This window comes from Pseudomonas sp. MM213, from assembly GCF_020423045.1.
GTDB lineage: Bacteria > Pseudomonadota > Gammaproteobacteria > Pseudomonadales > Pseudomonadaceae > Aquipseudomonas > Aquipseudomonas migulae.
On record NZ_CP081943.1, the window covers coordinates 641,815 to 666,974 of the forward strand.

A 25,160-nucleotide genomic window follows, 5' to 3' on the forward strand; every position below is an offset into this window, starting at 1 on the left:
GCCAGCAAGCCGGCTCCTACAGGTTTTGTGTTAACCCAACATCCTGAACATCCCCCGATCCTGTAGGAGCCAGGCTTGCCGGCGAAGGCGTCCGCAAAATCGCCATCGCCGGCAAGCCAGCTCCTACAGGTTTCGCGTTAGTCCCTACTCTCGAACATCCCCCAATTCTGTAGGAGCCGGCTGTGTCCGTTCAGGGAAATCGCGTCAGCTCTGGGCAATCAGGCTCTGTCGGCAATCGAGCACCAACCGTGCGCCGCCCGATTCGCTGTCAGCCACTTCAAGCGTAAACCCATGCAGGCTGACAATCGCCGCGACGATCGACAAGCCCAGCCCGAAGCCGCTTTGCTGATTGCCGCCCTCGGCGCGATAGAAGCGCTGAAACACCGCCTCGCGCTCGGCCAGCGCAATGCCGGGTCCGGAGTCGAGCACTTCGATCCGCGTATGCCCACCTTCGTTGATCCCGCGCAAAATCACCTCGCCCCCCGGCGGCGTGAACTTGATCGAGTTGCTCAGCAGGTTGGCCACCGCCTCGAACAGCAACGCCCGGTCGCCATTCAATGGCGGCAGAGTGTCAGGCAATTGCAGCTTGAACGTCAGTTCACCTTCCTCCGCCAACGGCAGATAAAAGTCGTGCAGCTCCTGCAACAACGGCACCGGATCCAACTGCACAAAACCGGAACGCCGCTGACGATCCTCCAGCTCGGAGATCCGCAGCAACCCGCGAAAACGTGCCATCAGCGTATCCGCTTCGGCGAGCACCGAGTCGAGCTGTGTCGCTTCTGCCGACCCTTCGCCGGCCTGTTGCTGCATGCGGTACAACTGCGCCCGCAAGCGGGTCAGCGGCGTGCGCAAGTCGTGGGCGATGTTGTCGCATACACCCTTGACCTCGTTCATCAAACGCTCGATGCGTTCGAGCATGGCGTTGACGATGGCGGCGAGCATGTCCAGTTCGTCGCGGCGATTGGACAGCGGCAAACGTCGGGTCAGGTCACCGGCAACAATCGCTTCGGCGCTGGCCTGAATCCCACGAATGCGTCGCAACGGTCGACGGCGCAACAGGTGCCATCCGACGATGCCCGGCAAAATAGTCAGGGTCACACCCCAGAAAAGCGCGTGCAGAATGATGCGGGTCACGGCGAACAGCGAACCGTTGTCGCGCACCAGAATCAGCCAGCGACCGTCCCGTGTCTGGGTTGCCACGGCGTCGCAACTGTCGGCGGGCAGCGTCGGGTCATCGGAGTCGGCGCAGTCGCTGAGCATGTGGATCTTGCCGTCCAGCGGCAAACCTTTAGGAATGTGGCGCAGGGCACCGTTGAGGTAGCGATGCTCGGCATCGAACAGGCCGTAGGCGTCGATGCCGCGAATATCGAAGGTCATGCTGACGGCGAGGGCGTCCAGCAGTTGCTCGCCGGAAAAACGCGAAAACAAATGCTGACGTTGCATCAGCGAGTGCTTGGCCAGGTTGTCCAGGTAGGCGGACACCTCGTAATACATGACCCCCATGAGAATCCCGCTCCAGAGCACGAACAGCGAACTGTAGAGCGCCAGCAACCGGCTGCTGGAAGAGCGCCAGCCTTTAGAGGGGTTCGGCAATGACATAACCCGAGCCTCGCACGGTCCGAATCAGTGGGACATTGCCGGGCGGGTCGATCTTCTTGCGCAGGCGGCCGATGTGCACGTCGATCAGGTTGGTGCCGGGGTCGAAGTGATAACCCCAGACCTCTTCGAAAATCATCATCCGCGACAGAATCTGCCCGGTGTTGCGCATCAGGAATTCCAGCAACTTGTACTCGGTGGGCAACAGCGTCAGCAACTGGCCGTCGCGGCTGGCTTCGTGGCTGATCAGGTTCAGTTCCAGGTCCGCGACCCGCAGCGTGGTGGCCTGGGCGGTCACGGTGTTCTGCCGGCGCAGCAGCACTTCGACCCGGGCGGCCATTTCATCGGTGGCAAACGGTTTGGTCAGGTAATCGTCACCGCCGGCACGCAAACCGCGCACGCGTTCATCGACATCGGAGAGGGCGCTGATCATCAGGATCGGCGTCGCCACGCCCATGGTCCGCAGCGTCGTGACAATCGCCAGGCCATCGAGCTCGGGCAACATGCGGTCGAGGGTGATCAAGTCATAGTTGCCGTTGACCGCGCGCTCCAGACCTTCACGGCCATTGTCGACCCAATCCACGTCGAGGCCGTGGCTGCTCAGTTCGGCGACGATCTCCCGGGCGGTCACGGCGTCGTCTTCGATGGTCAAGATGCGGGTCATAGGGCGGACCTGATAGTCAGTTCAAGGCAAGTGTGTGGGCATTCTGCCAAGAAATGCCGGCGACTTTTTAAATTAACTTTCATGTGGCTCATGGGACGGCCCGGAACGTTGATATCATCTGGCCATAACCTTGAAAGGGAGTTCGACTGTGCGCACTTTGATTCGCCGTGGCGGGATGTCGATTGTTGTGTTGTTGCTGTGTGTCATCAGCGGGAGTGCCTTGGCGGGAAACACTCCGTGTTCGGGGAAGAAGGGCGGTATCGATCGTTGTGATGGCGACTTGTTCCTGTGTAATGACGGCTCTATCAGCGCCTCAAAGAAAAGCTGCTCGGCACGTTATGGCGGTTCAAGCCAGGCTCGCCCGCAAACCTTATTGCAGAGCTCCGATGGTTGCACCTGCGGCTCAGGTTCGTTTTGCACCGGCCCACGAGGCGGGGTGTATTGCCTGACACCCAGTGGTAACAAGAGCTACAAGCGCAAGTAGCTCATCTGCAATGCATAAAAAATCGCGAGCGGGCTCGCTCCTACAGCAGACCGCGTTCTCCTGCTGTCAGGTGCAACGCTATTCAATCGGTGTGCTCACAAATGCCTCAAGCCCCTCGGCATAGTCGGTAAACGCACTGATCAGCGGAAACTGCCAGGCATCCACCTGATCCGGCACCACCAGACGGGTAAAGCTCCAGGCCACCGCCAATGTAATCCCGTCCTGATCAATCGAACCGTCAGTCTTCAACGGTCGCAGTTCCAGCTCCCGTTCCAGTGCCGAATACGCGGCCGCCAATTGCCCCTCGACCCGTTCCACCCACGGTTCGAACTGAATTTCCGCGGGCCGCAGGTTGCGTTCGTAATAAAGCTGCACCGACTTCTCGCAGGCTGCCAACGCCAGGCCGATCAAGCGTAACGAGCGCAGGCGCTGATTCAGCTCGCCTGGCATCAGGCTGTTACCCGGTCCGGCCAGTGCCTCCAGGTAATCGATGATCAACGTCGAGTCGATCAACACCTCGCCGTCATCCAGCACCAGCGTCGGCGCCTTGACCACCGGGTTGATCTGCTGGAACTGCTCGAAGTGCCGAAACACCGAAACCGACTGATGATCGAGGTCGATGCCCAGGCGTTTGGCGGAAATGGCAACGCGTCGCACGTAGGGCGAATCCAGCATGCCGATCAGCTTCATTGAACCTCTCCTCAAGATTTGCCATTTCGGGAGGACAACCTTAGCTGAGGTTCATTGCCCTGCAAATGTGCTCGGCAAACACCACCGTTGAGGCCATTTGTCTTCTATATACAGCCGCTCGGTTGAATTTCTTGCTATAAACGCACTCCGATAACCACCGTAAAGGCTGACATAGAGCACTTTCGGGGCTTTGTCGGACAAATTCGCTGTCTTTTCAGTTGCTGAGGCCTCAAGTCGGCCTTAGACTGCCGCCCCTCGTAAATTGAGTGCCGGGTGGCGCTTGGAATAAACGGCGCCTTTCCGATGGCCAGACCAGGTCCGCCGGAACGCTCCCTAATTCGCCTTAATGCACGTTTTTTTATAGAGATATCAATGACAAAGGACAAGTTGCTGGCCATGCCGGCGGATGACTACATGAATGCCGAGCAACATGCTTTTTTCTCTGAGCTGTTGCAGAACATGAAAGTCGAAACCCATGAGCGCATCGAACAGAACCGCATCGCCATCGAAAGCCTGGATACCCCGGCCGATCCGGCTGACGCAGCTTCTGTCGAAGAAGAGCGCACCTGGCTGGTGAACGCGATCGATCGCGACCAGCGCATGCTGCCTCAGTTGGAACAGGCGCTGGAGCGCATCAAGGAAGACAGCTTCGGCTGGTGCGACGACAGCGGCGAGGCCATTGGCCTGAAGCGTCTGCTGATCAGCCCGACCACCAAGTACTGCATCGAAGCGCAAGAGCGTCACGAACAGATCGACAAGCACCAGCGTCAGGCCTGATTTCGTAGCGCCCCGCATCGCGGGCAAGCCTCACTCCTGAAGGAGCAAGGCTTGCCCGCGATGCTTTTTTTCGTCTGCGAAAAACCTCGCGCACTTCTATTGATCTGCTGCAACGACCACTACTAATGGACCATGGATAATGGCCCTCTAGTGGCGTTTAATGCAGTCACAACAATTAGAAGACGCATGGGGTGACGAAGATGACGAGAGACGGATCTCTGGTTGGGGCATTGCCTGCACCAGTGTTTGCACCGAAGACCCGCTGGCTGACGCCGACGCTGCAAAGCATCGCCCTGATGCTCTTGCTGTGCGGCATGACGCTGGGTGGCTGGCCGCTTTACGTTGGCTTGCCGTTGGCCGTCCTGATTATCTGGCTACCTCGGCTACGTTCTCGTGCCATTCCCTTAGAACCATCTGCCGACAACTCCGGCGCCATCGCCGAACTGACTCGCGATCTTTCCTACACCACCAGTCATAACGCCTTGTCGGCCGCCGGCGTAGCCTTTTCGGTCAAGCAACTGGCCGACAAACTGCAATCGCAACTCGGTGCCGCGGCACAGATTGTCAGCAATGCCGAAGTGATGATCGCCACCGAACAAGCCACCTCGACACTCAGTCGAACGGCCCTCAGTGCCGCCAGCGAAGCGCATCAGAGCAGCGCGGCAGGGCGCACGGAGCTGGTCGAATCCATCACCCGCATGCATCAACTCAGTCAGCGCGCGAGCAACAGTCGTGAGCTGATCGAAGCCCTGAGCCTGCGCAGCGACGATATCCAGCGGGTCACGCTGGTGATCCAGTCCATTGCCAGCCAGACCAATCTGCTGGCATTGAACGCGGCCATCGAAGCGGCACGGGCCGGGGAGCACGGTCGCGGGTTCGCAGTCGTCGCCGACGAGGTTCGCGGCCTGGCCGCGCGCACAGCGACGGCGACCGGCGAAGTCGGCGAGATGGTTGCCGATATCCAGCAACGCACCGCGCAAGTGGTGGAGCAGATCCGGCAGCTGTCCAGCGACCTCGACATCGGTGTCCAGCAGGTCGAGCACACCGGCCAGCACCTGGAAAACATTGCCCGCCTGGCGGCTGGCGTCGAAAGTCAGGTCGGCGATATTGCCAAGGGCGCCGACACCAACCGCGAACAACTCGACAGCTTGTTTCACGCCATCGAACAGATGCGCAGCGATCTGGCGATCAGCGATCAACAGACTCAGCGTCTGGCGCAAGCCGCGGTGCAAATGGAAGGTCAGGCCGAAACCATCAGCGAGCGTCTGGCCGAGGTCGGACTGGATGACTATCACCAGCGGATTTATGACCTGGCCCGCGAAGGTGCGCGTCAGATTACGGCACGCTTTGAGGCGGATATCGACCAGGGTCTTGTCAGTCTCGATGACTTGTTCGACCGCAGTTATCAGGCCATTCCTGACACCAGTCCGGCCAAGTACCAGACCCGTTTCGACCGCTACACCGATAAGGTTTTGCCGGCGATTCAGGAACCGTTGCTGCCGCGCCATGAAGGCCTGGTGTTTGCCATCGCCTGCACGCAGCAAGGTTATGTGCCGACCCATAACAAGGTTTTCAGTCAGCCACTGACCGGTGATGCGCAGGTCGATACGCTGCAAAACCGCACCAAACGCAAATTTGCCGACCGCACCGGGATTCGTTGTGGCAGCCATCAACAGGCTGTTTTGTTGCAAACCTATACGCGGGACACGGGGGAGTTGATGCACGATCTTTCGGTGCCGATCATGCTCAAGGGGCGGCATTGGGGTGGTTTGCGGTTGGGGTATAAGCCGCAGGGGGCTCGTTGATAGGTATTGTTTTAGGGGCGTGTGTGTATCCGTTGCTGTGGTGATGGCGGCTATTGGTTTCGCCCTTACGGCGAGTCACTTTCGAAAAGCGCGAAAGTAACCAAAGCGCTTTTGCCCCTTTCGTTCGGTGCCTCGCTGTGGCTCGGCATCCCCTCGCTCCGGTCCTGCTCCGTGGGCCCGCCGCGATCGGCCATCCTTGGCCGTGCGCGGCTAACCCGGCATCCATGCCGGGTTGCCCACTGCGCAGAACCTCCGCTCGGCCTCTCGAGGGGGCGACCACCGCCACAGCCGCCGAGGCGGCCTGAAAGCCGACCTGGCTCATTTGCGTACGCGTTCTGCTTCACTACTGCGGCCACTCATTTTCGACATGTACACCGATCCCCTGTAGGAGCCGGCTTGCTGGCGATTGCGTCCGTCCAGTCAATAAACAGGTTGACTGACCCACCGCCATCGTCGGAACGCCGCCCGCAGCAAGCCGGCTCCTGCACGGGGATTGGGTTCACACGATTCAAAATTGTAGGAGCCAGCTTGCTGGCGATGGGCGTCAACGATAACGCGGGCTGTCTGAATGAACGCGTTGTCCCGACGCTTTTCGCGGGCAAGCCTCGCTCCTACAGGGAATCGCGTTTGCTTTTGCTTTTCACCACTCATCAGGCCGAGCGTTAGCTCGCCTTCAGCTTTTGATCTTGAGGTACACGCCCCCTCGAGAGGCCGAGTGGAGGTTCTGCGCAGTGGGCAACCCGGCATGGATGCCGGGTTAGCCGCCCCCGGCCATGGATGGCCGATGGCGGCGGGCCCACGGAGCAGGACCGGAGCGAGGGCATGGCGAGCCTTAGCGAGCCACCGAACGAAAGGGGCAAGAGCCCTTGGTTACTTGGGGCTCTTCCAAGTGACTCGCTGTAAAAGCGAAACCGCCAGCCGCCGTTACCGCAGAAACGGATATGTACCCCAACCCCAACCCCACCATTGTTGCGATTCCAGCAACTAATCTATGCAACACAGTTGCTGTTTCCTCACACATGAACTCATTACCATACCTTCATAGTTAGGTTGCTAATGAAGTCAAAGAGGTCAGCATGCAAAGCAAAGTCGATGTCGCCGTCATGATCGGCAGCGGTGTGCCCGCCAGTTTGCGAGCGCAGGGGCAGAGCGTCTGCTGGGTCGTGCTGCTGAACGGCGAACGCCGGGGGACGGCATTCTCCCGTCGCGATGAAGCGGAGGAGTGCAAGGCTGCCTGGTTGGCCCAATTAAGCGCCGAAGCCCCCGACAGCCTGCATTGACTAGTGAACCTGATGCATACGCAGATTCAGGTCATCAACCACCCGTGACCAATCAGCATCCTCACGCAATTGTTTTTTCAGGAAACCAGCTTGTTGTGGCGTCCAGAACTCGGCATCGATGAGCTTTTTATCAAAGGGCATAGGCGAATGACTGGCGATGAAGTCGTCGATGGCCTTCTCGCTGGAGTCCAGGCCTAGCTGGTCGAACAAGCCTTTCAAGTCGTGTATAGGTGAATCCATCTTCATCTCCTTGCTGGTCGCGCAGGTACGAGATCTGAGGTGCGGCTGCATTGCATCTGAGGGCGCCGCGCTTCAGGCATTCGATAGCGATGTCCGAAATCAGGAATGAGCATAGACTGCGAATCGGCTGATCAGGCTTTCAAGGCCCCCTGATCGACGGCGAGCTTCAAGGCCTGGGCGGCTTCACGGGCGGCGACGGCAGCAACGTCCGAGGTCTTGAACCAGCGATCCTTCTCGACCTGGTGATACGTCACCGTGGTCAGCGGTGGTTTGGCGCGCATGACAATGACCGCCTGGAATTCGCCTTCGACTTCTCTGGCTTCGCCCCGGATAAAAAATTCACCGATATCAAATTCCGTCACGTAGCAGCCTTCCCCTGGAAATATCCTGTTGTGTTGAACGCCGTCCGCCTTGGGAACGGGTTTCATTGGTTCGGCAGTATGGCAGTAGTTGCCTGCCGACGGCTGAGTTAAGTCGTCGGCATGACGAAACGTCTATAAGAAGGGACTGAGCGTAGCGCTTAGCGATGTAATTCGAGCTGGCGGGCGAGTGCGCATGCTTCGTTGTGGTCGCTGCGGAAACCTCTGACATGGCCAGTGGAAATTTCTTTGATGTGGAAGAACGCATTACCGGCCAGAACAACCTGAAAACGCGGTGTGGCAAGCGTTTCAGGGTCAAGTTCAGGGTGTTGAAACCCCGCCGCGTACAGCGTCGACGGGTTGCCTGAGTAAGGCGCGAGGGGACGGGCGAAGTGTGTCAGGGTGCACATATGAAGTCCTTTTCGTTATTTTGCCGACGTGTGTACATCGTTTTGGGTAGTCTCGAAGAGCATCGCTGCTCTAGAATCACCGTCACTGGTGGGCGATTGATGGTTATCTAAAGCAATTTTTTGCCGGCGATATGTCGGAAAAGTGCTTTTTTTAAAGAGTTTTTTCCCTAAGGTTGGTAATCCGTTTTTTCTGGCAGTCAGAAGGGCTTTTTCCTTCAACCTCTGACGAACTCCAGGCAAGACGACGCGAGTGACTTTCCATTAGTCTTCTTACGCCTCGCGATGAATGAGCCCTCTGCTCGTTTCAGGATTTCAACACGGGTCATTTGGCGACACCTTCGGCATTGCCGCTTTTTTCTGCTGTGCGCTGTTTGTAAGCGTGCGGCATCATTTTCAGATGTGGGGATGTTTCCTTGGCAGTAAGTAATCTCGATATGCATGCTTTGTTCGTGCTGGGTGATTTGCGCGCAAAGCTGGTCAAGCAGTTCCAGTCACGTTTTGTTTACATCACCGAACAGAACGCTGAAGGCATTTACATTGCCGAGATCGACACCGAATCAGCACTGGTGGTGGACGACAAGCCAGGCCTGAAACTTAAAGTCGGCGATCATTTCAGCGCTTCGGTTTTGCCCAGTCGCGAAGGCGGCAAGCTGGACATCAAGTTCCGCGAAATCAAACTGACGGTGTATGGCCTGGGCGATTACGCGTTCGTGACCACCGCCGACGGTCACGGGATCGTGTTCAAGGAAGGTCACAGCGTGGTGATGGTATTTGCCGCCCACCAACAATTGCAGGAAGGCCTGACCAAAACCCTGAAAGCCGTGACGGCCAAGGCTGCCAAGTGGCGCAAGGGTGAACTGGTAACCTTCAAGGCCAGCGAGTAATGCCCCTGACCCGCGCCGATTTTCACATACAGAACCAGGCCAGCGCCCAGGTGGAGGCTCAGCGACTGTTCGAGCAGAAGGCCATCTTGCAGGGGGCCTGGCTGGGGTGGGTGGCGTCGCAGATTTACACATTGCGCCCGGCGGAATACGCCAGCATGGTCAGAAGAGAGCTGGCGCGCTTGCAGGAAATTTCCGAAAAATAATCCTCGCCCCTCGAAAGCAGGAACCTCTACTACAGTCAGTTGACTGAGTATTTTGAGGCTCGCGGTCTTTATCAGGCCATCCTGCTATTGCTGTGAACAGCACGAGGTGCAAAAGCATGAACGGATTTCGACGGTTGCTGGCCACTGTTCTGGTCGCTTTCGGTCTGGGTTCGCCCATTCCGGTATTCGCCGCCCAGGCGCCGATCCACTTCGCCGACCTGAACTGGGAAAGCGGCAGTCTGATCACCGATATCCTGCGGATCATTGTCGAGAAGGGCTACGGGCTGCAGACCGATACCTTGCCGGGAACGACCATCACCCTGGAAACCGCCCTGGCCAACAATGACATTCAGGTCATTGGCGAAGAATGGGCCGGTCGCAGCCCGGTCTGGGTCAAGGCTGAAGCCGAAGGTAAAGTCGCGAGCCTCGGCGATACGGTGAAGGGCGCCACCGAAGGCTGGTGGGTGCCCGAATACGTGATCAAGGGCGATCCGGCCAAGGGGATCAAACCGCTGGCCCCCGGCTTGCGCAGTGTCAGTGACCTGCCGAAATACAAGGACGTGTTCAGTGACCCGGAAAGCCCGGGCAAGGGGCGTTTCCTCAACAGCCCGATCGGCTGGACCTCGGAGGTGGTCAACAAACAGAAGCTCACGGCCTATGGCTTGAACGACAGCTATGTGAATTTCCGCAGCGGCTCCGGGGCGGCGCTGGATGCGGAAATCAGTTCGTCGATCCGTCGTGGCAAGCCGGTCCTGTTCTATTACTGGTCGCCTACGCCCTTGCTCGGGCGCTTCAGACTGGTTCAGCTGGAAGAACCACCGTTCGACGCCGAAGCCTGGAAAACCCTGACCGACGCCGACAACCCCAATCCGAAACCGACGCGCTCACTGCCCTCGAAGCTGTCGATTGGGGTGTCCACACCGTTCCAGAAACAATATCCGCAGATTGCCGAGTTCTTCAGCAAGGTCGATTTCCCCATCGGCCCGTTGAACAAGGCGCTGGCTGATATGAGCGAGAAACACACTCCACCGCGCCAGGCGGCGGAGGCGTTCATGAAGGCGCACCCGGATGTGTGGCAGGCGTGGCTGCCGAAGGATGTGGCGGATAAAGTCTCCGCCGAGTTGAAATGATGGGTGTGGCTGATATCACCGTACTGTAGGAGCAATGATTGATTAAAACCGGGTTTGCACCGCCAGCTCAAAGGTCCGCGGTGTACCCAGGTAATACGCCGGCGACACGTGCGCAAACTCGGCATACACCTCGTTGGTCAGGTTGCGTACCCGGCCAGTGACGGTGGTGTGCCGATCGACCTTGTAGCTGAGAAACGTGCCGTAAAGCGTATAGGACGGCACGGTCATCGTGTTGGCGCTGTCGGCAAACACCGAGGCGACGTATCGCGCATCGACGCCCCCTTGCCATTGCGGCGCAAAGTCATAGGTCAGCCACAGATTGCCGACCCGGTCCGGCACGTTGGTCGGTGTGTTGCCCTTGCGTGAAACCACCACACCCGCAGCATTCTTCTCGGTGAACTCGTCGTACTGAGCATCAACCCAGGCAAAGTTGCCTTCGGCCAACAGCTTGTCGGTGATCCGCAGCGAACTGGCCAGTTCGATGCCTTTGGACGTCTGCTGGCCCACGGGAATGCTAAGCGTCGGGGCCAGCGGATCGGTCACCGCGAAGTCTTTGCGCTCAATCGTGTACGCCGCCAGCGTCGCCGAACCGCGCCCGTCCAGATAGTCGAATTTGCTGCCGACTTCCCATTGCTTGCCGGTCGAGACATCAAAATCCTGCGTGCCGTTGGGTTGTTCGGCGGCGGTGCTGTATTGCACGTAGACGTTGGCGTCAGGGATGAACTGGTAGGTCAGGCCGACGCGACCAGTCACAGGCTCCCAGCTACGTTTGAGATGACGTGGATTGCTGGCGGTCACTTCCCGGTGGTTGGTCACGTCCAGATCGATGTCGTCGTAACGCAGGCCGGTCAGCAACGACAATTTATCGGTCAGCGCCAGGCGGTTCTCGGCGAACAGCGCCTTGGTGGTGACTTCGTTGGTCTTGTCGCTGACAAACCCCGGCCGGGTGCCCGGGATGTCGTAGAAATGCCCCGGCTGAAAGTTGTTCGGGTCGACCGTGCTTGCGCCTTTGACGTTCAGCGGCGAATTGGTGGTCTGGTTGACCTTGTACTCGAAACCGCCGGACCAGGTGGTGTCCAGGCCAAACAGCGTGTTGTCGTGACGCAGTTCGAACTGGTTGCCGTTCTGCTCGCCCTGATGGCGCACCTGGTACGCCGTGGAGCGGTTCACCGCGCGGTTGTTGGCGCTGTACTGATAGGTTTCCAGGTTGCGGTAATCGCGCTGACTGTCGAGGTGATAAAGCGTGTTGCGCAGGGTGGTGCTGTCGTTGATCCGGTAGTCGATGATCGAGCGCACCCAGATTGTACGTTGCTCGTAACGGCCGTCCTCGACGTTGTAGTTGTTGAAGCGGTTGTGCTTGTCGATCTTCAGTTCACCGGCCTTGGGATTCAGCACCGGCGTGCCCCAGTACGGACTGTCTTCGTGTTCATCCTGATATTCCAGGGCCAGGGTGTGGGACAGGTTTGGCGTCAGGTCACTGAGCAGCGAAAACGCCACGCTCCACGCATCGCGTTCCTGGCGATCAATATAGCCGTTGCCGGTGTTGTGGCTGACATCCAGCCGCGCGTAATGCTGCACATCCGCACCGGCTTCACTGAGCGCGTGATTAAGGCCGAACGCGGTCTCGGTGGTGTCGTAACTGCCGTAGCTGACCCGGCCTTCGACCGCTTGCTCTTCACGGGTCGCCAGTTTGGTCACGTAGTTCAGCGAACCGCCCACGGAGCCGGCGCCATTGATCAGCGATGACGGGCCGCCCACCAGTTCCACCCGATCATAGATCCACGCATCCACGGGCCGGGCAAGGCCGCCAGAGACGTTGACGCCATTGAACATCTGGGTGATCTGGCTGCTGGTGAAGCCACGGTAGGAGACGAACCCACCGAAACCCGGCGGCGCACTGGCATTCACGCCGGGCAAGGTGTTGGCGGCGTCCTGGAAGTTTTGCGCGCCGTGGCGTTCGATGTCGTTGCGGTTGGCAATCGCCACCGACGCCGGGGTTTCACGCACGCTCAGTCCCAGTCGCGAGGCCATGCCGCTGGATTGGTCCAGGCTCAGACCCGGCTCGGCGGGTGCTTCGCCATCAATGGTGATTGGTGCGAGGTCCACTGTGGATTGTGCCCAGGCGTTAACGGACAGGCAGCCGATCAGGCTGGCCAGCAAAGGAATGGTTTTCATCGATGAATCCTGAATGCTTGCTAGGAAACAGCGCACAGGCGAACGCCTCGCGTTGGCGAAGTGAGCTGATTGAATGGCGAAGGATTCAGGCGAACGGCGGGGCGCGGGGGTTGGCCGAAGGCCAGGTGAAGCGGGCAGGGAGGTCAGCGTTGGCGACGACCGCCAAGGGTGGGCTGTGTGTTTGCGGCAGGATCGCCAGGGTCAGGCTGGAGTTGAGCGCCGGGCCCATGCCGCCGGTGGAGCACAACGGGCAGCCGAAGGCTTTCGACAGGGTCGGCAGTTGCTCTTCGGACGTGTTTGAGGACGCAGGTGCCTGAGTGCGCGGGTCAACCGTACAGAACTGACCGCCGAGGCCGTTGAGCTGCGCCCCGACCATTTGTCCGTGACCGATGCTGCAGGCGAACACATTGAACAGGACGCAGCAATAAAGCATCCATGCAATGAGTGAGCGATCGGTCCGGGCGAGTTTCATGGGGCGGCACTTTAACATCGTTGATCATTCGCGCACTTCTAAAAATGCCGACTAGGATGATTCTGTTAAATACTTTTCTAGGATCCTCGACATGACGTTTGTGTTGGCTCAAGGGCTGGTGACGATCTTCGCGGTGATCAGCCTGATCCATGTCTACTGGGCGATGGGTGGCCAGTGGGCTGCCGTGGCGGCCGTGCCGCAGGTGCCGGTGGAGGGCAGCGCGAGATCGCAGCCTGCGTTCAAGCCCTCGGGGTGGTTGACGTTGCTGGTGGCTTTCGGTTTGCTGCTGATTGCAGCGCTGGTGTGTTTGCGCGTTGGCTGGTGGGTGCCGGCGGTGACCCATCAATCGCTGCAATGGGTGATCAGCGCCATCGCGATGCTGATGTTCGCCCGGGCGATTGGCGATTCGAACCTGGTGGGGTTTTTCAAGCAGGTCAAGGGATCGGAATTTGCCCGGCTGGATACGTGGGTGTATTCGCCGTTGTGTGTGGTGTTGGGGGCGGGGTTGCTGGTAGTTGCCTGGATTTGAAAAGCTTCGCGGGCAAGCCTTGCTCCTACAGAGGGATGTGTGTTTACAGCCGGTCCCTGTAGGAGCAAGGCTTGCCCGCGAAGAGGCCCTGACAATCAATACAAATCTCTGAACTTAACTCCCACTCTCCGTCCGCCGGCTACTCACCTCGGCCGGCACATCATCCCCCGCCATACGCTTGCGGAACAACGCCGCCCGCGCCAGCAGCAACGTGGTTACCGGCACCGTAATCGCCAACAGAATCGGGATCAGCCAGGCATGCAGCACCGGCCCGGACTTTAGCGCCGAAAAGTAGATGATCGACCCCAGCGCCACGCACCACGCACCCAATGTCGAGGCCAGCGCCGGCGGGTGCATGCGTTGAAAATAATCCTTCATCCGCACCAGCCCGATCGCCCCGATCAGCGCAAAAACACTGCTGAGTACCAGCAGGATCGCCACCGGGATTTCCACCCACAGAGACAGTTCAGCGTTCATTCGATCACCTCGCCACGCAGCAGGAATTTCGCCAGGGCAAACGAGCCGACGAAGCCGAACAGCGCGATCAGCAGCGCCGCTTCGAAGTACGTGTCACTGGCATAACGAATACCCAGTGTCAGCATCATCAGCATCGCGATGATGTACAGGTAATCCAGCGCCAGAACCCGGTCCTGCGCCGACGGCCCTTTGAACAGGCGGATCAGGGTCAGGACCATCGCCAGCGAAAAAATGAACAGGCTCAGCAGAACCGCATTCGACAGCAACGGGCTCATTCGAAAATCTCCATCAACGGGCGTTCGTAAGTCACCTTGAAATGCTCGATGAACAGCGCTTCGTCATCCAGATCGAAGACGTGCAGCAACAAAATGCTGCGGTCCAGCGCCAGTTCGGACCAGACCGTACCGGGCACCACCGTGCAGATCATCGCCAGTGCCGCCAGGCCGTTGGCGTCGCGCAAATCCAGCGGCACCTTGATGAACCGCGAGCGCGGCGGGCGTCGACCGGCGTTCAAGACACCCCAGGCCACAGCAAGGTTGGAGACCAGCACGTCGCGACCGACGATCAAGAACAAACGCAGAATCACGCCGGGACGCCGAATGCGGATCGGCAGGGGGCGCAACTTGCGCATCATCAACGGCGCGCAAAACCCGAGCACGGCGCCCAGTAGCAGATTGCCGGGGCTTATCGACAGGTTCAGCACCAGCCACAACAACCACAGCGCCAGCGACAACCAAGGTGCAGGAAACAGACGCCTCATGGCTGCACCTCCGCGACGGCCGCTTTGGCTTCCGGACTCGGAACTGCCCGGGTGCCAAGCACCGCCATCACGTATTGCTGCGGATTGTTCAAGGTTTGTGCGGCGGCCTGGGTGTAACGCAGCAGCGGCTCGGCCTTGAAGGTCAGCAGAATGCTCAGGCCCAACAGTGCAATGATCGGCACACATTCGAGCCGTCGCAGCAAGGGTGATGGCCGTTCTTCAGGCGTCCAGAAACGCTGGATGCCCAGGCGCGAGAAGGCAATCAACGACGCCAGCCCGGAGAGAATCAGCAACGCCAACAAACCCCACGCGGCGTTCGACACCGGTTCATCCGCGCCATTGCCCAGGCCCAGCGGGTTGAGCAGGGCGTGCAGTAAACCGAGTTTGCCGATAAAGCCGGACAGCGGCGGCATGCCGATGATCAGCAACGCGCAAGCGATGAAGCTCAAGCCGAGAAACGCCATGGTCCATGGAATCACCTGGCCGACCACGGCTTTCTGTTCATCGTCGAGGTTGATGCCTTTGGGCGGTTGCAGGGATTCCATCGGCCGCGCAATTAGGTCGGCGTCATCGAACAACGGCATTTCATTGGCCGAGCGCGAACGTTCGATCAACTCGGCCAGCAGGAACAACGCGCTCAACGCCAGGGTCGAGCTGACGAGATAGAACAGCGCCGCGCCGATCAGGTTCGGCTGGGCGAAACCGATGGCCGACAGCAGAATGCCCGCCGACACCAGAATGCTCAGGCTGGCCATGCGCTCCAGACGTTGCGCGGCGAGAATCGCCACGGCGGCGCAGACGATGGTTGCCATGCCGCCGTAGATCAGCCAGTCGCCGCCAAAATAAGCTGACGCGCCAGCCTGACCGGAGAACAGCAAGGTCCACAGGCGCAGCAAGGTGTAGACGCCAACCTTGGTCATGATCGCGAACATCGCCGCCACCGGCGCACTGGCCGAGGAATAGGCCGGCACCAGCCAGAAATTCAGTGGCCACATCCCGGCCTTGGCCAGGAACGCCACGGCGAGAATCGCCGCGCCGGCATGCAGCAAGCCGCGATCGGCTTCCGGCACCAGCGGGATTTTCAGCGCCAGGTCAGCCATGTTCAGGGTGCCGGTGACGCCGTAGATCAGCGCCGCGCCGATCAGGAACAGCGACGAGGCCAGCAGATTGATCGAGATGTAATGCAACCCCGACGACACCCGCGCCCGGCCCGAACCGTGGAGCATCAGGCCGTAAGAGGCCGCCAGCAGCACCTCGAAAAACACGAACAGGTTGAACAGGTCCGCTGTCAGGAACGCGCCATACAAACCCATCATCTGGATCTGGAACAGCGCGTGGAAACTGGAACCGGCGCCGTCCCATCGGGCCATCGCGAACAGCAGGGCGCTGACGCCGATGATCCCGGTCAGCACCAGCATCAGCGCGGACAGGCGATCGACCACCAGCACGATCCCGAACGGCACTTGCCAGTTGCCCGGCAGGTAGACGCCGATGGAGCCGGGCACATCAGTGGTTTGCGTCCATTGCAGCAACAGCACGGCGATGCCCAGCCCCAAGAGGCTGGAAAGCAGGTTGATTTTAGCCTTCAGCGGGCGGTGCTTCTCGCCCAGCATCAGCATGATGGCGGCGGTCAGCAGCGGCAACAGAATCGGTGCGGCGATCAGGTGCGTCATCGCATTCATTCTTTAGGCTCCCGGCCATCCACATGGTCGGTGCCGGTCAAGCCACGCGAAGCCAGCAGCACGACGAGAAACAGCGCGGTCATGGCGAAGCTGATCACGATGGCGGTCAGCACCAGCGCTTGTGGCAGCGGGTCGGTGTAATGCAACAGATCTTGCGGTACGCCGTCCTTGATGTTCGGCTCTTTGCCGATGAACAGACTGCCCATGCTGAAGATGAACAGATTGACGCCGTACGACAGCAGGCACAGGCCCATGACCACCTGGAACGTCCGTGGCCGTAGCACCAGCCAGACACCGGACGCGGCCAGTACGCCGATGGCGATTGCGATGACTTCTTCCATCAGACGGCTCCTTTCGTGGCGACGGATCTGGGCTGGGCAGCGGTTTTATGGCCGCGTACCGATTGGTGGCCGAGGGCGGTGAGGATCAACAGCGTCGAGCCGACCACCACCGAGTACACGCCGATGTCGAAGAACAGTGCGCTGGCGATGTGAATGTCGCCCAATACCGGCAGTTCGGCATGCCAGGTGTGGGTGGTCAGGAACGGATAGCCGACCGCCATCGCCCCGAGCCCGGTGACCGTGGCGAACAGCAAACCGGTGCCCATCCAGCGCAGTGGGCGCAGGCTCATTTGTGCCTCGACCCACTGCGTGCCGGCGACCATGTATTGCAGGATGAACGCCACCGACATCACCAGCCCCGCGACAAACCCGCCGCCCGGCTGGTTGTGGCCGCGCATGAACAGGTAGATCGAGACCACGAACGCAATCGGCAACAGCATGCGCACCAGCACCGCCGGGACCATCATGAAGCCGAGGGCGGTGTCGCTGGCGTGACGTGGGTTGACCAGATCGGTGACCACGTCGGGCGCGAGCAAGCGTTGTTGCGCCGGCAGTTGCAGGCTTTCTTTCGGCGGGCGGAAGCGTCGCAACAGCGCGAACACGGTCAGCGCCACAGCCACCAGCACGGTGATTTCGCCGAGGGTATCGAAGCCACGGAAGTCCACCAGCATCACGTTGACCACGTTGCTGCCGCCGCCTTCCGGCAGGGCTCGGCTGAGGTAGAACGAGGAAATGTCGTTGGGCGTCTGGCGCGTCAGCATTGCGTACGACAGCAACGCCATGCCGCCCCCGACGGCGATCGACAGCAGCAAGTCGCGCAGACGCCGGATGCGTGCCTTGCGCAGGCTGCTCGGCAGCGGCGAAACCTCTTCGATCCGTCGCGGCAACCAACGCAGGCCCAGCAGGATCAGCACCGTGGTCACCACTTCAACCACCAGTTGCGTCAGCGCCAGATCGGGCGCGGAGAACCAGACGAAGGTGACGCAGGTCATCAGTCCACAGACGCTGACCATGGTCAGTGCCGCGAGCCGGTGATACTTGGCTTGCCACGCCGCGCCGAGGGCACAGGCAATCGCCAGCAGCCACAAGGTCACGAACACGATCGAGCCCGGAATCTTCGGCCGGTCACCCCAGCTCAGGCTGCTGTGCAGCATCGGGATCAACCCGGCCAGCACGGCTGCGAGCACCATCAGGAACAGCTGGGTTTGCAGGCGTTTGGTGCTGATCCGCCGCTCCAGGCGACGGGCCAGGCGCATCATGATCACCAGGCTGCGCTCGAACAGGCGCTTGCCGTTGAACAGGCCAATCACCGGCGGGTATTTGAAACGCCCGTGCTTGAACTGGTTGCGCAGCAGCAGGTAGAGCACGATGCCGCCGGACATGGCGACCAGGCTCATGATCATCGGCGCGTTCCAGCCGTGCCAGATCGCCAGGCTGTATTCAGGCAAGGTGCCGCCAACGACGGGCAGGGCAGCGGCAGCCAGTAACGAGCCGACCACTTGTGCCGGGAAAATCCCCACGATCAGGCAGGTGAACACCAGCAATTCCACCGGTGCACGCATCCAGCGTGGCGGTTCGTGCGGGGTGTGCGGCAGGTCGGTGGCGGTCGGGCCGAAGAACACATCAACCGTGAAGCGCAGTGAATAGGCGACGCTGAACGTGCCGGCGATGGTCGCGACGATGGGCAGGGTCAACTCGATCCAGGCGGTCGCGTTGATGAATACCGTTTCGGCGAAGAACATCTCTTTCGACAGGAAACCGTTGAGCAACGGCACGCCCGCCATCGAGGCACTGGCGACCATGGCCAACGTCGCGGTGAACGGAATCAGTTTGATCAGGCCGCTGAGTTTGCGAATGTCGCGGGTGCCGCTTTCGTGGTCAATGATCCCGGCGGCCATGAACAGCGACGCCTTGAAGGTGGCGTGGTTGAGGATGTGAAACACGGCGGCCACGGCAGCCAGTGGACTGTTCAGGCCCAGCAGCAGGGTGATCAGGCCTAGGTGGCTGATGGTCGAGTATGCGAGCAGGCCTTTGAGGTCGTTCTGGAACATCGCGCAGTACGCGCCGAGTAACAGGGTGCAAGCACCGGCACCGCTGACGATGTAGAACCATTCCTCACTGCCGGACAACGACGGCCACAGCCGCGCCAGCAGAAACACCCCAGCCTTGACCATGGTCGCCGAGTGCAAATACGCAGAGACCGGTGTCGGCGCCGCCATCGCGTGGGGCAGCCAGAAGTGGAAGGGGAATTGCGCGCTTTTACTCAGGGCGCCGATCAGAATCAGGGGCAGCAGAAGAGGGTAGAGGGCATGTGCGCGAATCAGATCGCCGGCGGCCAGGACCTTGTCCAGGTCATAGCTGCCGACCACATGGCCAAGCAGCATGACCCCCGCCAACAGGCACAAACCGCCCGCGCCAGTGACCATCAGCGCCATGTAAGCGCCGCGTCGCGCATCAGCGCGGTGGTGCCAATAGCCGATCAACAGGAATGAAAAGAGGCTGGTCAGCTCCCAGAAAAACACGATCTGGATCAGGTTGCCGGAAATCACCAGGCCGAGCATGGCGCCCATGAACGCCAGGAAAAACGCGAAGAACCGCGGCACTGGATCGTCCGGCGACATGTAATAGCGGGCATACAACGACACCAGCGTGCCGATGCCCAGTACCAGCATCGAGAACAGCCAGGCAAACCCGTCCATGCGCAGAACGAAGTTCAGGCCGAGGCTGGGTAGCCAGAAAAACTCTTCGCGAATGACGCCACCATGGGCGATCTGCGGGTACAGGAGTGCGACCTGGACGGTGCCTATGAGGGCAACGACGCCAGCCAACAAAGATTCAGTGTTACGCGCGTTGTGCGGCAGCACGGCTGCCAGACAGCTGCCGACAAAGGGCAGAAGCAGTAGAACTATCAGGGACATAGGCTTCTAATCTGCGGAAGTTTGTGAAGCATCATACGTGCCAGTCCCCGGATCACCAAACGGCAAGCTGTGGCAGAATCCTACAAGGTAGACGGAAAAAGCCTGATTCACATTGTTTCAGGGGGTTGTGTTCAATGGGGCTGAACCCTTTGCGAGCCGGCTTGCTGCGGGCGGCGTTCCGACGATGGCGTCCTAATGGCCGGCGTGTTTCTTTGATGGTGTACATATCCATTGCTGCGGTAACGGCTTCTATTGGTTTCGCCCTTACGGCGAGTCACTTGGAAAAGCCCCAAGTAACCAAGGGCTCTTGCCCCTTTCGTTCGGTGCCTCGCTAATGCTCGCCATGCCCTCGTTCCGGTCCTGCTCCGTGGGCCCGCCGCCATCGGCCATCCATGGCCGGGGGCGGCTAACCCGGCATCCATGCCGGGTTGCCCACTGCGCAGAACCTCCACTCGGCCTCTCGAGGGGGCGCTCAGATCAAAAGCGGAAGGCGAGCTAACGCTCGGCCTAATGAGTGGTGAAAATCAAAAGCAAACGTGACTCCCTGTAGGAGCGAGGCTTGCCCGCGAAAAGCGTCGGGGCAACGCGTTCATTCAGGCAGCCCGCGTTATCGTTAACGTCCATCGCCGGCAAGCCGGCTCCTACAGGAGGGATGTGTACATGGCGACCAGCAACACCGGGATATCGCAATCATTGTTGGTCATCGATATGTACGGGTTCATGCGTCACCTTCCGCTTGAGCGGCGTGCATGCCGTCAATAGAGGCCTGTCCCCGTGAGCGCGGTGCCGATCATATGTTTGGCATGTTCCGCAGCGTCGAGCAGCGGGATGTCGGGTTGTACGGCAAAGAGGTGAAGGTCGACGTGGTCGCAAGGGGCGAAGACGATTTATCAGGCGCTTCAAATCTTGAGGCTTACCCCTGAGTTTCGCGCTCCAACTCTTCCTCGACCGCAGCTGCCTTACCCTTGGTCTTCAACTCACTCACAATCACCGCCGCCACAATCAACCCCGCGCCCACCAACGCAATCGCCGGCAACCGTTCCCCGGCGATCCTTCCGACGATCCCGGCCCACACGGGCTCACCCGCGTAAATCAACGTCGCCCGCGTCGGAGAAACGCTCTTCTGCGCCCAGTTCATCGCCACCTGAATCGCCGCGCTCGCTGCGCCGAGGCCGAGGGCGCTGCACAGCAAAAACCATGAAAAGTCAGGAATGACTTCCTGAGTCGGCACCACCAGCAAGAACGACAACACCGAGGTGGTCGCCAATTGCACCACCGTCACCCGGCGCACATCGACCTGGCCGGCGTAGGTGCTGATCAGAATGATCTCCGCGGCAATCGCGATGGCGCTGATCAGCGTGGCGATTTCACCCGGACTGAAGTTGAACGATGCACCCGCGGGCCCCGACAGCAACATCAACCCGGTAAACGCCAGCATGATCCCGATGCTCGGCATCAACCCCGGACGCCGCCCCAGCACCAGCCATTGCAGCAACGGCACGAAGGGTACGTACAGCGCGGTAATAAAGGCCGACTGACTGCTTGGAATGCTCTGCAGCCCGACGGTCTGCAGTCCGTAGCCGAGCATGATCGCCACGCCGATAAAGGCGCCGGCCTTGAGTTCGAACAGGGTCATTTCCCGCAGATGACGCCAGGAGAACAGGGCAACGATGCACGCGGCGGCGGCAAAGCGCAGGCCGACGAAGAACATCGGGCCGCTGACGGTCATCGCGTGCTGCACCAGCAAGAAGGTCCCGCCCCAGACCATGGTGATCAACACCAGCACGCACTCGGCCTTGCTGAATTTGCGGGAAGAAGCCAGGGAGGAATTCAACGACGTCATGACCTTGCGCGCTACCTGAGGGCGACGCACAATGCGCCGAATGTTGCGCAGTATACTGCCCAACGCCGATAAGTGAGCAATATAGTGCACAAAGATTCAACGCAGCGGGCTTCGGTCCTTCAGCACGTCAGCCTGAATGTTCGGCGTCTGCGCCACGCCGCCGACATGAGCCAGACCGCGCTCGCCGAAAAGTCCGGGGTCAGCCGCCGAATGCTGGTGGCCATCGAGGCCGGCGAGAAGAACGTCAGCCTGACCACCCTCGACCGCGTGGCCGAAGCGCTGGATGTGGCCTTCAGCGACCTGATCCAGGCACCGGACGCCCGCGACCCGAGCCGCATCAACGAAGTGGCCTGGGCCGGAGTGATTCCGGGCAGCAAAGCCGTTTTGCTGTCCAAAGCCACCGCCACCCGTGAAGTGGAACAGTGGGAATGGTGCCTGCAACCGGGGGAGATTTATCCGTCGCAACCGGATGCAGAGGGTTGGAGCGAACAGATCTACGTGTTCGAAGGTTGCCTGACGCTGATGGTGCGCGACACGCCACATAACATCGGCGCGGGGGAGTTTTTCATGTTCGCCAGCAACCAGCCTCATTCCTATCGCAACGATGGGGAAGTGGCGACGCGATTTGTGCGAAATGTGGTGATCTGATTTCGGATACCGCTCATCTGAAATGATGCGCTACCTGTTATTTATGACAGTAGGCGGGCGGGGTGATTGTTCTTTAAATATCGTTCAGTACGTTGTACTCGTGACTTGCCCTGACTGCCGGGTAGGGTTTGCCCGACCGTCCACTGAACGGAGTTGGATAAATGGCTTTATTACCAGCGCTCCAAATGAAAGAAGCTGTAGGTGGGGTGATTAAACTTACAGATGTTCCGGCGGATGGCGCTACGGCCCTCATTCCTGAGCCCGACAATAATTTTCCCCGTGAAGATGTCAGCGTGTTTATTGAGCGTCAGGAGTATCTGCTGAAGCTCGGCGTGCCGACCGATGGCTATTATCAAGTAAAAGTACCAAAAAGTACTTTGCTTGATCATGTAGGGCCGAACAAACAGTTCAAATACATCATCTGGCATGACGCGGCCGGAGACCTCTCTGATTCAATAAATTACGAGATCTTGCGTTCTTGATTGAGTGGAATAACAAAGCGCTCGACCTCTATGAAAGGGGCGAGCGTTTTGCTGTCAGAAGTGTTTGTCGAGCAACAGTAAATCCACAGATTGTCTCGCTTCATTTAGTTAAATAATTTGAGTTTTATTGGTGCCCGGCGGTGGCGGTCAATAAACAGAACCAGGCATTCATCGCGTTCATCGAGCGCGACAATCCCGGTCTGACCAGATGCTGAAGGCTGGAGTGAGCAGGTTTATGTGTTCGCAGGTTGCCTGACGTTGATGCTCGGTGATGAGCCGCATGAGATTGTCGCGGGAGAGTTTTTCATGTGCGCCAGCAACCAGCCTCATTCCTATCGCAACGATGGGACGGTGGCTGTGCGGTTCGTGCGTAATGTAGTGATTTGATTGAGGATCACCGTTTGTCCGAATTGCTCACTAACCTGTTAATTCTGACAGTTGTGCTTATGTTTAAATAGACGTTCAATGACTTTATTCGATGGTGACGTTCGAATAAATACCCATCATAGACGTTGCTCATGTGGGCCGAGTTGAAAAATGTCAAAGGAGTTGAAAATGCAAAATAACATAGAGTTTCCCCCTTCGATTAAATTCAGGGAGGCCGTAGACAATATCATTAAGTTGAGCGATACCCCAAAAGGGGCTACTGCATATTTTGAACTAGACGATCTCAGTCATCCCAGTCCTGTGCCGGTTAGAATAGGAGTCTTTTTTGACGGAAAAGAAGTCGCTTTTAGGGAGGCCATTACCCCCGTCGTACTTCCTTTTGAAGTTGTGGTTGACCGAGGGGTGCTGCTGAATCATGTGGAAAAAAGAGTAGATATTACCTATCGCTTTGATTTTGGGCCAAATGTAATCCGGTCACCGTCAGACATTTTTGAAATTCGACATAGTTGATTAGAAAATAATGATGCTCGGTTTCTGCAAAGGAAGCTGGGTATCATTTTGTTCTGCTGTTGCATAGACAACACCAATTCAGCATTTTGTTTTCGGGGCTATCACGAAAAGTTGAAGCTTCGACCGTAACTCGCTGAATAATAAACAATAGTTAGATGGCACGACTCCTGCTAAAGCCATGGTGCATTCACCAGAACCCCGGAGTCGGCCCATGACAGCCTCTGCCCAACCCCCTCGCACCGTCCACGTCATCCATTCGGATGCCGAGGCAATCGCCGTCGCTCACAAACTCGCTGCACGCTTCGCCGTCGAGGCCAGCGTGCGCGATCGCGAGCGCCGCTTGCCGGTCGCCGAGCTCGACGAGTTTTCCGCCAGCGGCCTCTGGGGCATCACTGTTCCCAAGGCATACGGTGGCGCCGGCGTTTCCTACGTGACCGTCGCCGAAGTGATCAAGATCATTTCCGCCGCTGACTCTTCCCTTGGCCAGATCCCGCAAAACCACCTCGGCGTGCTCGACATCCTGCTGCAAACCGCCACCGAAGAGCAGAAGCGTTACTACTTCGGCAAAGTCCTGCAGGGCTACCGCTTCGGCAACGCTTTCTCCGAGTCCAAAAGCAAAAACGCCGGGGCCTTCGAAACCCGCATTCGTTTCGACAAGGACACCGCGCAGATCGACGGCGAGAAGTTCTACTGCACCGGCGCGCTGTTCGCGCACATCGTCCCGGCGGTGGCGGTTAACGAGCAGAACCAGGCGTTCATCGCGTTCATCGAACGCGACAATCCCGGCCTGACCGTGATCGACAGTTGGGACGGTTTTGGCCAGCGCACCACCGCCAGCGGCGGCGTCACGTTGAATGCGGTTAAGGTGCCGTTGAGTGCGGTGATCCCTGCTCACAAAGCGTTTGACGAACCCACTGCGGACGGCCCGATTTCACAGATCATTCAAGCTGCAGTGGACACCGGCATCGCCGTCGGCGCGCTGGAAGAAACCAAGCGCTATGCCCGTGAATCCCGACCATGGATCGACAGCGGACACGACCACGGCTGGCAGGACCCGTTCAGCATCGCCGCCATCGGCGACCTCGAATGGCGGGTCCACGGCACCGAAGCGATCCTCAAGAAAGCCGGGCAAGCCATCGACGCGGCGTTGCTCAATCCCAATGAAGACACGGTGGCCCACGCCTCGGTGGTGGTCGCCCAGGCCAAAGTCCTGTCTGCCGAAATCGCGTTGCTCGCCAGCAGCAAACTTTTCGAACTGGCCGGGACCCGCTCGGTGCTCGGCAAGTACAACCTCGACCGCCACTGGCGCAACGCCCGCACACATACGCTGCACGACCCGGCACGCTGGAAATACCACCTGATCGGCAACTACCTGCTCAACGGCGTCAAGCCTGCGCGCCACGCCTGGAACTGA

Annotated in this window: 27 protein-coding genes and 1 pseudogene; 13 read left to right on the forward strand and 15 right to left on the reverse strand. The window is 59.3% G+C overall.

The window, feature by feature from the left end; translation table 11 throughout:
• Positions 1 to 204: 204 nt before the first annotated feature.
• Both K5R88_RS03060 and K5R88_RS03065 read right to left on the reverse strand, forming a co-directional pair.
• Positions 205 to 1,599: a sensor histidine kinase gene (locus K5R88_RS03060; protein WP_223414779.1), complete on the reverse strand. Its 1,395-nt coding sequence runs from the start codon at positions 1,597 to 1,599 to the stop codon at positions 205 to 207.
• Positions 1,577 to 2,260, reverse strand: coding sequence for a response regulator transcription factor (locus K5R88_RS03065; protein ID WP_008028105.1), 684 nt, complete (start codon positions 2,258 to 2,260; stop codon positions 1,577 to 1,579). Before K5R88_RS03065 ends, K5R88_RS03060 begins: the two co-directional genes overlap by 23 nt.
• A 175-nt stretch (positions 2,261 to 2,435) precedes the next feature.
• Here K5R88_RS03065 and K5R88_RS03070 point away from each other — a divergent pair, with 175 nt between their 5' ends.
• Positions 2,436 to 2,744 carry a hypothetical protein gene (locus K5R88_RS03070; RefSeq protein WP_226300231.1) on the forward strand — a complete coding sequence of 103 codons (309 nt, stop codon included), beginning with the start codon at positions 2,436 to 2,438 and terminating at the stop codon, positions 2,742 to 2,744.
• 78 nt (positions 2,745 to 2,822) lie between these two features.
• Here the strand turns inward: K5R88_RS03070 and K5R88_RS03075 are convergent, their stop codons facing one another.
• Positions 2,823 to 3,434 carry a glutathione S-transferase gene (locus K5R88_RS03075; RefSeq protein WP_226299167.1) on the reverse strand — a complete coding sequence of 204 codons (612 nt, stop codon included), beginning with the start codon at positions 3,432 to 3,434 and terminating at the stop codon, positions 2,823 to 2,825.
• A 372-nt stretch (positions 3,435 to 3,806) separates the two neighbouring features.
• Between K5R88_RS03075 and K5R88_RS03080 the strand changes: the two genes are divergently transcribed.
• From K5R88_RS03080 to K5R88_RS03090, 3 genes are all read left to right on the forward strand, one after another.
• Positions 3,807 to 4,211, forward strand: coding sequence for a TraR/DksA family transcriptional regulator (locus K5R88_RS03080; protein ID WP_007907888.1), 405 nt, complete (start codon positions 3,807 to 3,809; stop codon positions 4,209 to 4,211).
• Between the two features lie 581 nt (positions 4,212 to 4,792).
• On the forward strand, positions 4,793 to 6,016 hold the full coding sequence (locus K5R88_RS03085; protein WP_225602348.1) for a methyl-accepting chemotaxis protein: 1,224 nt from the start codon (positions 4,793 to 4,795) through the stop codon (positions 6,014 to 6,016).
• A 1,076-nt stretch (positions 6,017 to 7,092) separates the two neighbouring features.
• Complete coding sequence (locus K5R88_RS03090; protein ID WP_008035852.1) at positions 7,093 to 7,296, forward strand: hypothetical protein; 204 nt, start codon at positions 7,093 to 7,095, stop codon at positions 7,294 to 7,296.
• Here the strand turns inward: K5R88_RS03090 and K5R88_RS03095 are convergent, their stop codons facing one another.
• The 3 genes from K5R88_RS03095 to K5R88_RS03105 form a co-directional block, all read right to left on the reverse strand.
• On the reverse strand, positions 7,297 to 7,536 hold the full coding sequence (locus K5R88_RS03095; RefSeq protein ID WP_226299169.1) for a DUF2789 domain-containing protein: 240 nt from the start codon (positions 7,534 to 7,536) through the stop codon (positions 7,297 to 7,299).
• Positions 7,537 to 7,667: 131 nt separating this feature from the next.
• Complete coding sequence (locus K5R88_RS03100) at positions 7,668 to 7,898, reverse strand: hypothetical protein (protein WP_223452542.1); 231 nt, start codon at positions 7,896 to 7,898, stop codon at positions 7,668 to 7,670.
• Positions 7,899 to 8,056: 158 nt separating this feature from the next.
• A complete protein-coding gene (locus K5R88_RS03105; protein WP_223452543.1) occupies positions 8,057 to 8,305 on the reverse strand; it encodes a hypothetical protein in 249 nt (82 codons plus the stop codon).
• A gap of 413 nt (positions 8,306 to 8,718) precedes the next feature.
• Here K5R88_RS03105 and K5R88_RS03110 point away from each other — a divergent pair, with 413 nt between their 5' ends.
• The 3 genes from K5R88_RS03110 to K5R88_RS03120 all read left to right on the forward strand — a co-directional run bounded on the left by K5R88_RS03110 (position 8,719) and on the right by K5R88_RS03120 (position 10,522).
• Positions 8,719 to 9,189, forward strand: coding sequence for a hypothetical protein (locus K5R88_RS03110; protein ID WP_008035847.1), 471 nt, complete (start codon positions 8,719 to 8,721; stop codon positions 9,187 to 9,189).
• The gene (locus tag K5R88_RS03115) at positions 9,189 to 9,392 is read left to right on the forward strand and encodes a hypothetical protein (protein WP_008035846.1); all 204 of its coding nucleotides are present in this window, start codon (positions 9,189 to 9,191) and stop codon (positions 9,390 to 9,392) included. Before K5R88_RS03110 ends, K5R88_RS03115 begins: the two co-directional genes overlap by 1 nt.
• A gap of 116 nt (positions 9,393 to 9,508) precedes the next feature.
• A complete protein-coding gene (locus tag K5R88_RS03120; protein ID WP_226299170.1) occupies positions 9,509 to 10,522 on the forward strand; it encodes an ABC transporter substrate-binding protein in 1,014 nt (337 codons plus the stop codon).
• Positions 10,523 to 10,564: 42 nt separating this feature from the next.
• Here K5R88_RS03120 and K5R88_RS03125 read toward each other — a convergent pair whose 3' ends face one another.
• Positions 10,565 to 12,697, reverse strand: a complete 2,133-nt coding sequence (locus K5R88_RS03125; RefSeq protein ID WP_226299171.1) for a TonB-dependent receptor — start codon at positions 12,695 to 12,697, stop codon at positions 10,565 to 10,567.
• An 85-nt stretch (positions 12,698 to 12,782) separates the two neighbouring features.
• Complete coding sequence (locus tag K5R88_RS03130) at positions 12,783 to 13,169, reverse strand: DUF2946 domain-containing protein (protein ID WP_008029173.1); 387 nt, start codon at positions 13,167 to 13,169, stop codon at positions 12,783 to 12,785.
• 91 nt (positions 13,170 to 13,260) lie between these two features.
• Between K5R88_RS03130 and K5R88_RS03135 the strand changes: the two genes are divergently transcribed.
• Positions 13,261 to 13,698, forward strand: a complete 438-nt coding sequence (locus K5R88_RS03135; RefSeq protein ID WP_226299172.1) for a DUF3995 domain-containing protein — start codon at positions 13,261 to 13,263, stop codon at positions 13,696 to 13,698.
• 114 nt (positions 13,699 to 13,812) lie between these two features.
• Here K5R88_RS03135 and K5R88_RS03140 read toward each other — a convergent pair whose 3' ends face one another.
• The 7 genes from K5R88_RS03140 to K5R88_RS03170 all read right to left on the reverse strand — a co-directional run bounded on the left by K5R88_RS03140 (position 13,813) and on the right by K5R88_RS03170 (position 21,809).
• Positions 13,813 to 14,175, reverse strand: a complete 363-nt coding sequence (locus K5R88_RS03140) for a Na+/H+ antiporter subunit G (protein ID WP_008029177.1) — start codon at positions 14,173 to 14,175, stop codon at positions 13,813 to 13,815.
• Positions 14,172 to 14,450 carry a K+/H+ antiporter subunit F gene (locus tag K5R88_RS03145; RefSeq protein WP_008029179.1) on the reverse strand — a complete coding sequence of 93 codons (279 nt, stop codon included), beginning with the start codon at positions 14,448 to 14,450 and terminating at the stop codon, positions 14,172 to 14,174. Before K5R88_RS03145 ends, K5R88_RS03140 begins: the two co-directional genes overlap by 4 nt.
• Complete coding sequence (locus K5R88_RS03150; RefSeq protein WP_008043764.1) at positions 14,447 to 14,935, reverse strand: Na+/H+ antiporter subunit E; 489 nt, start codon at positions 14,933 to 14,935, stop codon at positions 14,447 to 14,449. The genes K5R88_RS03145 and K5R88_RS03150 overlap by 4 nt, the downstream gene beginning before the upstream one ends.
• A complete protein-coding gene (locus tag K5R88_RS03155) occupies positions 14,932 to 16,617 on the reverse strand; it encodes a monovalent cation/H+ antiporter subunit D (protein ID WP_192496345.1) in 1,686 nt (561 codons plus the stop codon). Before K5R88_RS03155 ends, K5R88_RS03150 begins: the two co-directional genes overlap by 4 nt.
• Positions 16,614 to 16,958 carry a Na+/H+ antiporter subunit C gene (locus tag K5R88_RS03160; RefSeq protein ID WP_008029186.1) on the reverse strand — a complete coding sequence of 115 codons (345 nt, stop codon included), beginning with the start codon at positions 16,956 to 16,958 and terminating at the stop codon, positions 16,614 to 16,616. The genes K5R88_RS03155 and K5R88_RS03160 overlap by 4 nt, the downstream gene beginning before the upstream one ends.
• Entirely contained in the window at positions 16,958 to 19,876 is a 2,919-nt protein-coding gene (locus K5R88_RS03165) for a monovalent cation/H+ antiporter subunit A (protein ID WP_226299173.1), read from the reverse strand. The genes K5R88_RS03160 and K5R88_RS03165 overlap by 1 nt, the downstream gene beginning before the upstream one ends.
• A gap of 913 nt (positions 19,877 to 20,789) precedes the next feature.
• Positions 20,790 to 21,809 (reverse strand): DMT family transporter, encoded by a 1,020-nt coding sequence (locus K5R88_RS03170; RefSeq protein ID WP_226299174.1) that lies wholly within the window; start codon positions 21,807 to 21,809, stop codon positions 20,790 to 20,792.
• On the opposite strand from K5R88_RS03170, the gene K5R88_RS03175 reads away from it, so the two are divergent.
• From K5R88_RS03175 to K5R88_RS03195, 5 genes and pseudogenes are all read left to right on the forward strand, one after another.
• Positions 21,804 to 22,367, forward strand: coding sequence for a helix-turn-helix domain-containing protein (locus K5R88_RS03175; protein WP_192496349.1), 564 nt, complete (start codon positions 21,804 to 21,806; stop codon positions 22,365 to 22,367). The two genes, K5R88_RS03170 and K5R88_RS03175, sit on opposite strands and share 6 nt — an antisense overlap.
• Positions 22,368 to 22,528: 161 nt before the next feature.
• Entirely contained in the window at positions 22,529 to 22,849 is a 321-nt protein-coding gene (locus tag K5R88_RS03180; protein WP_226299175.1) for a hypothetical protein, read from the forward strand.
• 207 nt (positions 22,850 to 23,056) lie between these two features.
• Positions 23,057 to 23,236, forward strand: a pseudogene (locus K5R88_RS03185) (cupin domain-containing protein); the annotation flags it as partial.
• Positions 23,237 to 23,404: 168 nt separating this feature from the next.
• Complete coding sequence (locus K5R88_RS03190) at positions 23,405 to 23,746, forward strand: hypothetical protein (protein WP_226299176.1); 342 nt, start codon at positions 23,405 to 23,407, stop codon at positions 23,744 to 23,746.
• Between the two features lie 211 nt (positions 23,747 to 23,957).
• A complete protein-coding gene (locus K5R88_RS03195; protein ID WP_226299177.1) occupies positions 23,958 to 25,160 on the forward strand; it encodes an SfnB family sulfur acquisition oxidoreductase in 1,203 nt (400 codons plus the stop codon).

Coding starts and splice junctions, on each gene's coding strand:
- K5R88_RS03060 (WP_223414779.1), bottom strand. CDS start 1,599: ATGTCATTGCCGAACCCCTCTAAAGGCTGGCGCTCTTCCAGCAGCCGG.
- K5R88_RS03065 (WP_008028105.1), bottom strand. CDS start 2,260: ATGACCCGCATCTTGACCATCGAAGACGACGCCGTGACCGCCCGGGAG.
- K5R88_RS03070 (WP_226300231.1), top strand. CDS start 2,436: ATGTCGATTGTTGTGTTGTTGCTGTGTGTCATCAGCGGGAGTGCCTTG.
- K5R88_RS03075 (WP_226299167.1), bottom strand. CDS start 3,434: ATGAAGCTGATCGGCATGCTGGATTCGCCCTACGTGCGACGCGTTGCC.
- K5R88_RS03080 (WP_007907888.1), top strand. CDS start 3,807: ATGACAAAGGACAAGTTGCTGGCCATGCCGGCGGATGACTACATGAAT.
- K5R88_RS03085 (WP_225602348.1), top strand. CDS start 4,793: ATGATCGCCACCGAACAAGCCACCTCGACACTCAGTCGAACGGCCCTC.
- K5R88_RS03090 (WP_008035852.1), top strand. CDS start 7,093: ATGCAAAGCAAAGTCGATGTCGCCGTCATGATCGGCAGCGGTGTGCCC.
- K5R88_RS03095 (WP_226299169.1), bottom strand. CDS start 7,536: ATGGATTCACCTATACACGACTTGAAAGGCTTGTTCGACCAGCTAGGC.
- K5R88_RS03105 (WP_223452543.1), bottom strand. CDS start 8,305: ATGTGCACCCTGACACACTTCGCCCGTCCCCTCGCGCCTTACTCAGGC.
- K5R88_RS03115 (WP_008035846.1), top strand. CDS start 9,189: ATGCCCCTGACCCGCGCCGATTTTCACATACAGAACCAGGCCAGCGCC.
- K5R88_RS03120 (WP_226299170.1), top strand. CDS start 9,509: ATGAACGGATTTCGACGGTTGCTGGCCACTGTTCTGGTCGCTTTCGGT.
- K5R88_RS03125 (WP_226299171.1), bottom strand. CDS start 12,697: ATGAAAACCATTCCTTTGCTGGCCAGCCTGATCGGCTGCCTGTCCGTT.
- K5R88_RS03130 (WP_008029173.1), bottom strand. CDS start 13,169: ATGAAACTCGCCCGGACCGATCGCTCACTCATTGCATGGATGCTTTAT.
- K5R88_RS03135 (WP_226299172.1), top strand. CDS start 13,261: ATGACGTTTGTGTTGGCTCAAGGGCTGGTGACGATCTTCGCGGTGATC.
- K5R88_RS03140 (WP_008029177.1), bottom strand. CDS start 14,175: ATGAACGCTGAACTGTCTCTGTGGGTGGAAATCCCGGTGGCGATCCTG.
- K5R88_RS03145 (WP_008029179.1), bottom strand. CDS start 14,450: ATGAGCCCGTTGCTGTCGAATGCGGTTCTGCTGAGCCTGTTCATTTTT.
- K5R88_RS03150 (WP_008043764.1), bottom strand. CDS start 14,935: ATGAGGCGTCTGTTTCCTGCACCTTGGTTGTCGCTGGCGCTGTGGTTG.
- K5R88_RS03155 (WP_192496345.1), bottom strand. CDS start 16,617: ATGAATGCGATGACGCACCTGATCGCCGCACCGATTCTGTTGCCGCTG.
- K5R88_RS03160 (WP_008029186.1), bottom strand. CDS start 16,958: ATGGAAGAAGTCATCGCAATCGCCATCGGCGTACTGGCCGCGTCCGGT.
- K5R88_RS03165 (WP_226299173.1), bottom strand. CDS start 19,876: ATGTCCCTGATAGTTCTACTGCTTCTGCCCTTTGTCGGCAGCTGTCTG.
- K5R88_RS03180 (WP_226299175.1), top strand. CDS start 22,529: ATGGCTTTATTACCAGCGCTCCAAATGAAAGAAGCTGTAGGTGGGGTG.
- K5R88_RS03190 (WP_226299176.1), top strand. CDS start 23,405: ATGCAAAATAACATAGAGTTTCCCCCTTCGATTAAATTCAGGGAGGCC.
- K5R88_RS03195 (WP_226299177.1), top strand. CDS start 23,958: ATGACAGCCTCTGCCCAACCCCCTCGCACCGTCCACGTCATCCATTCG.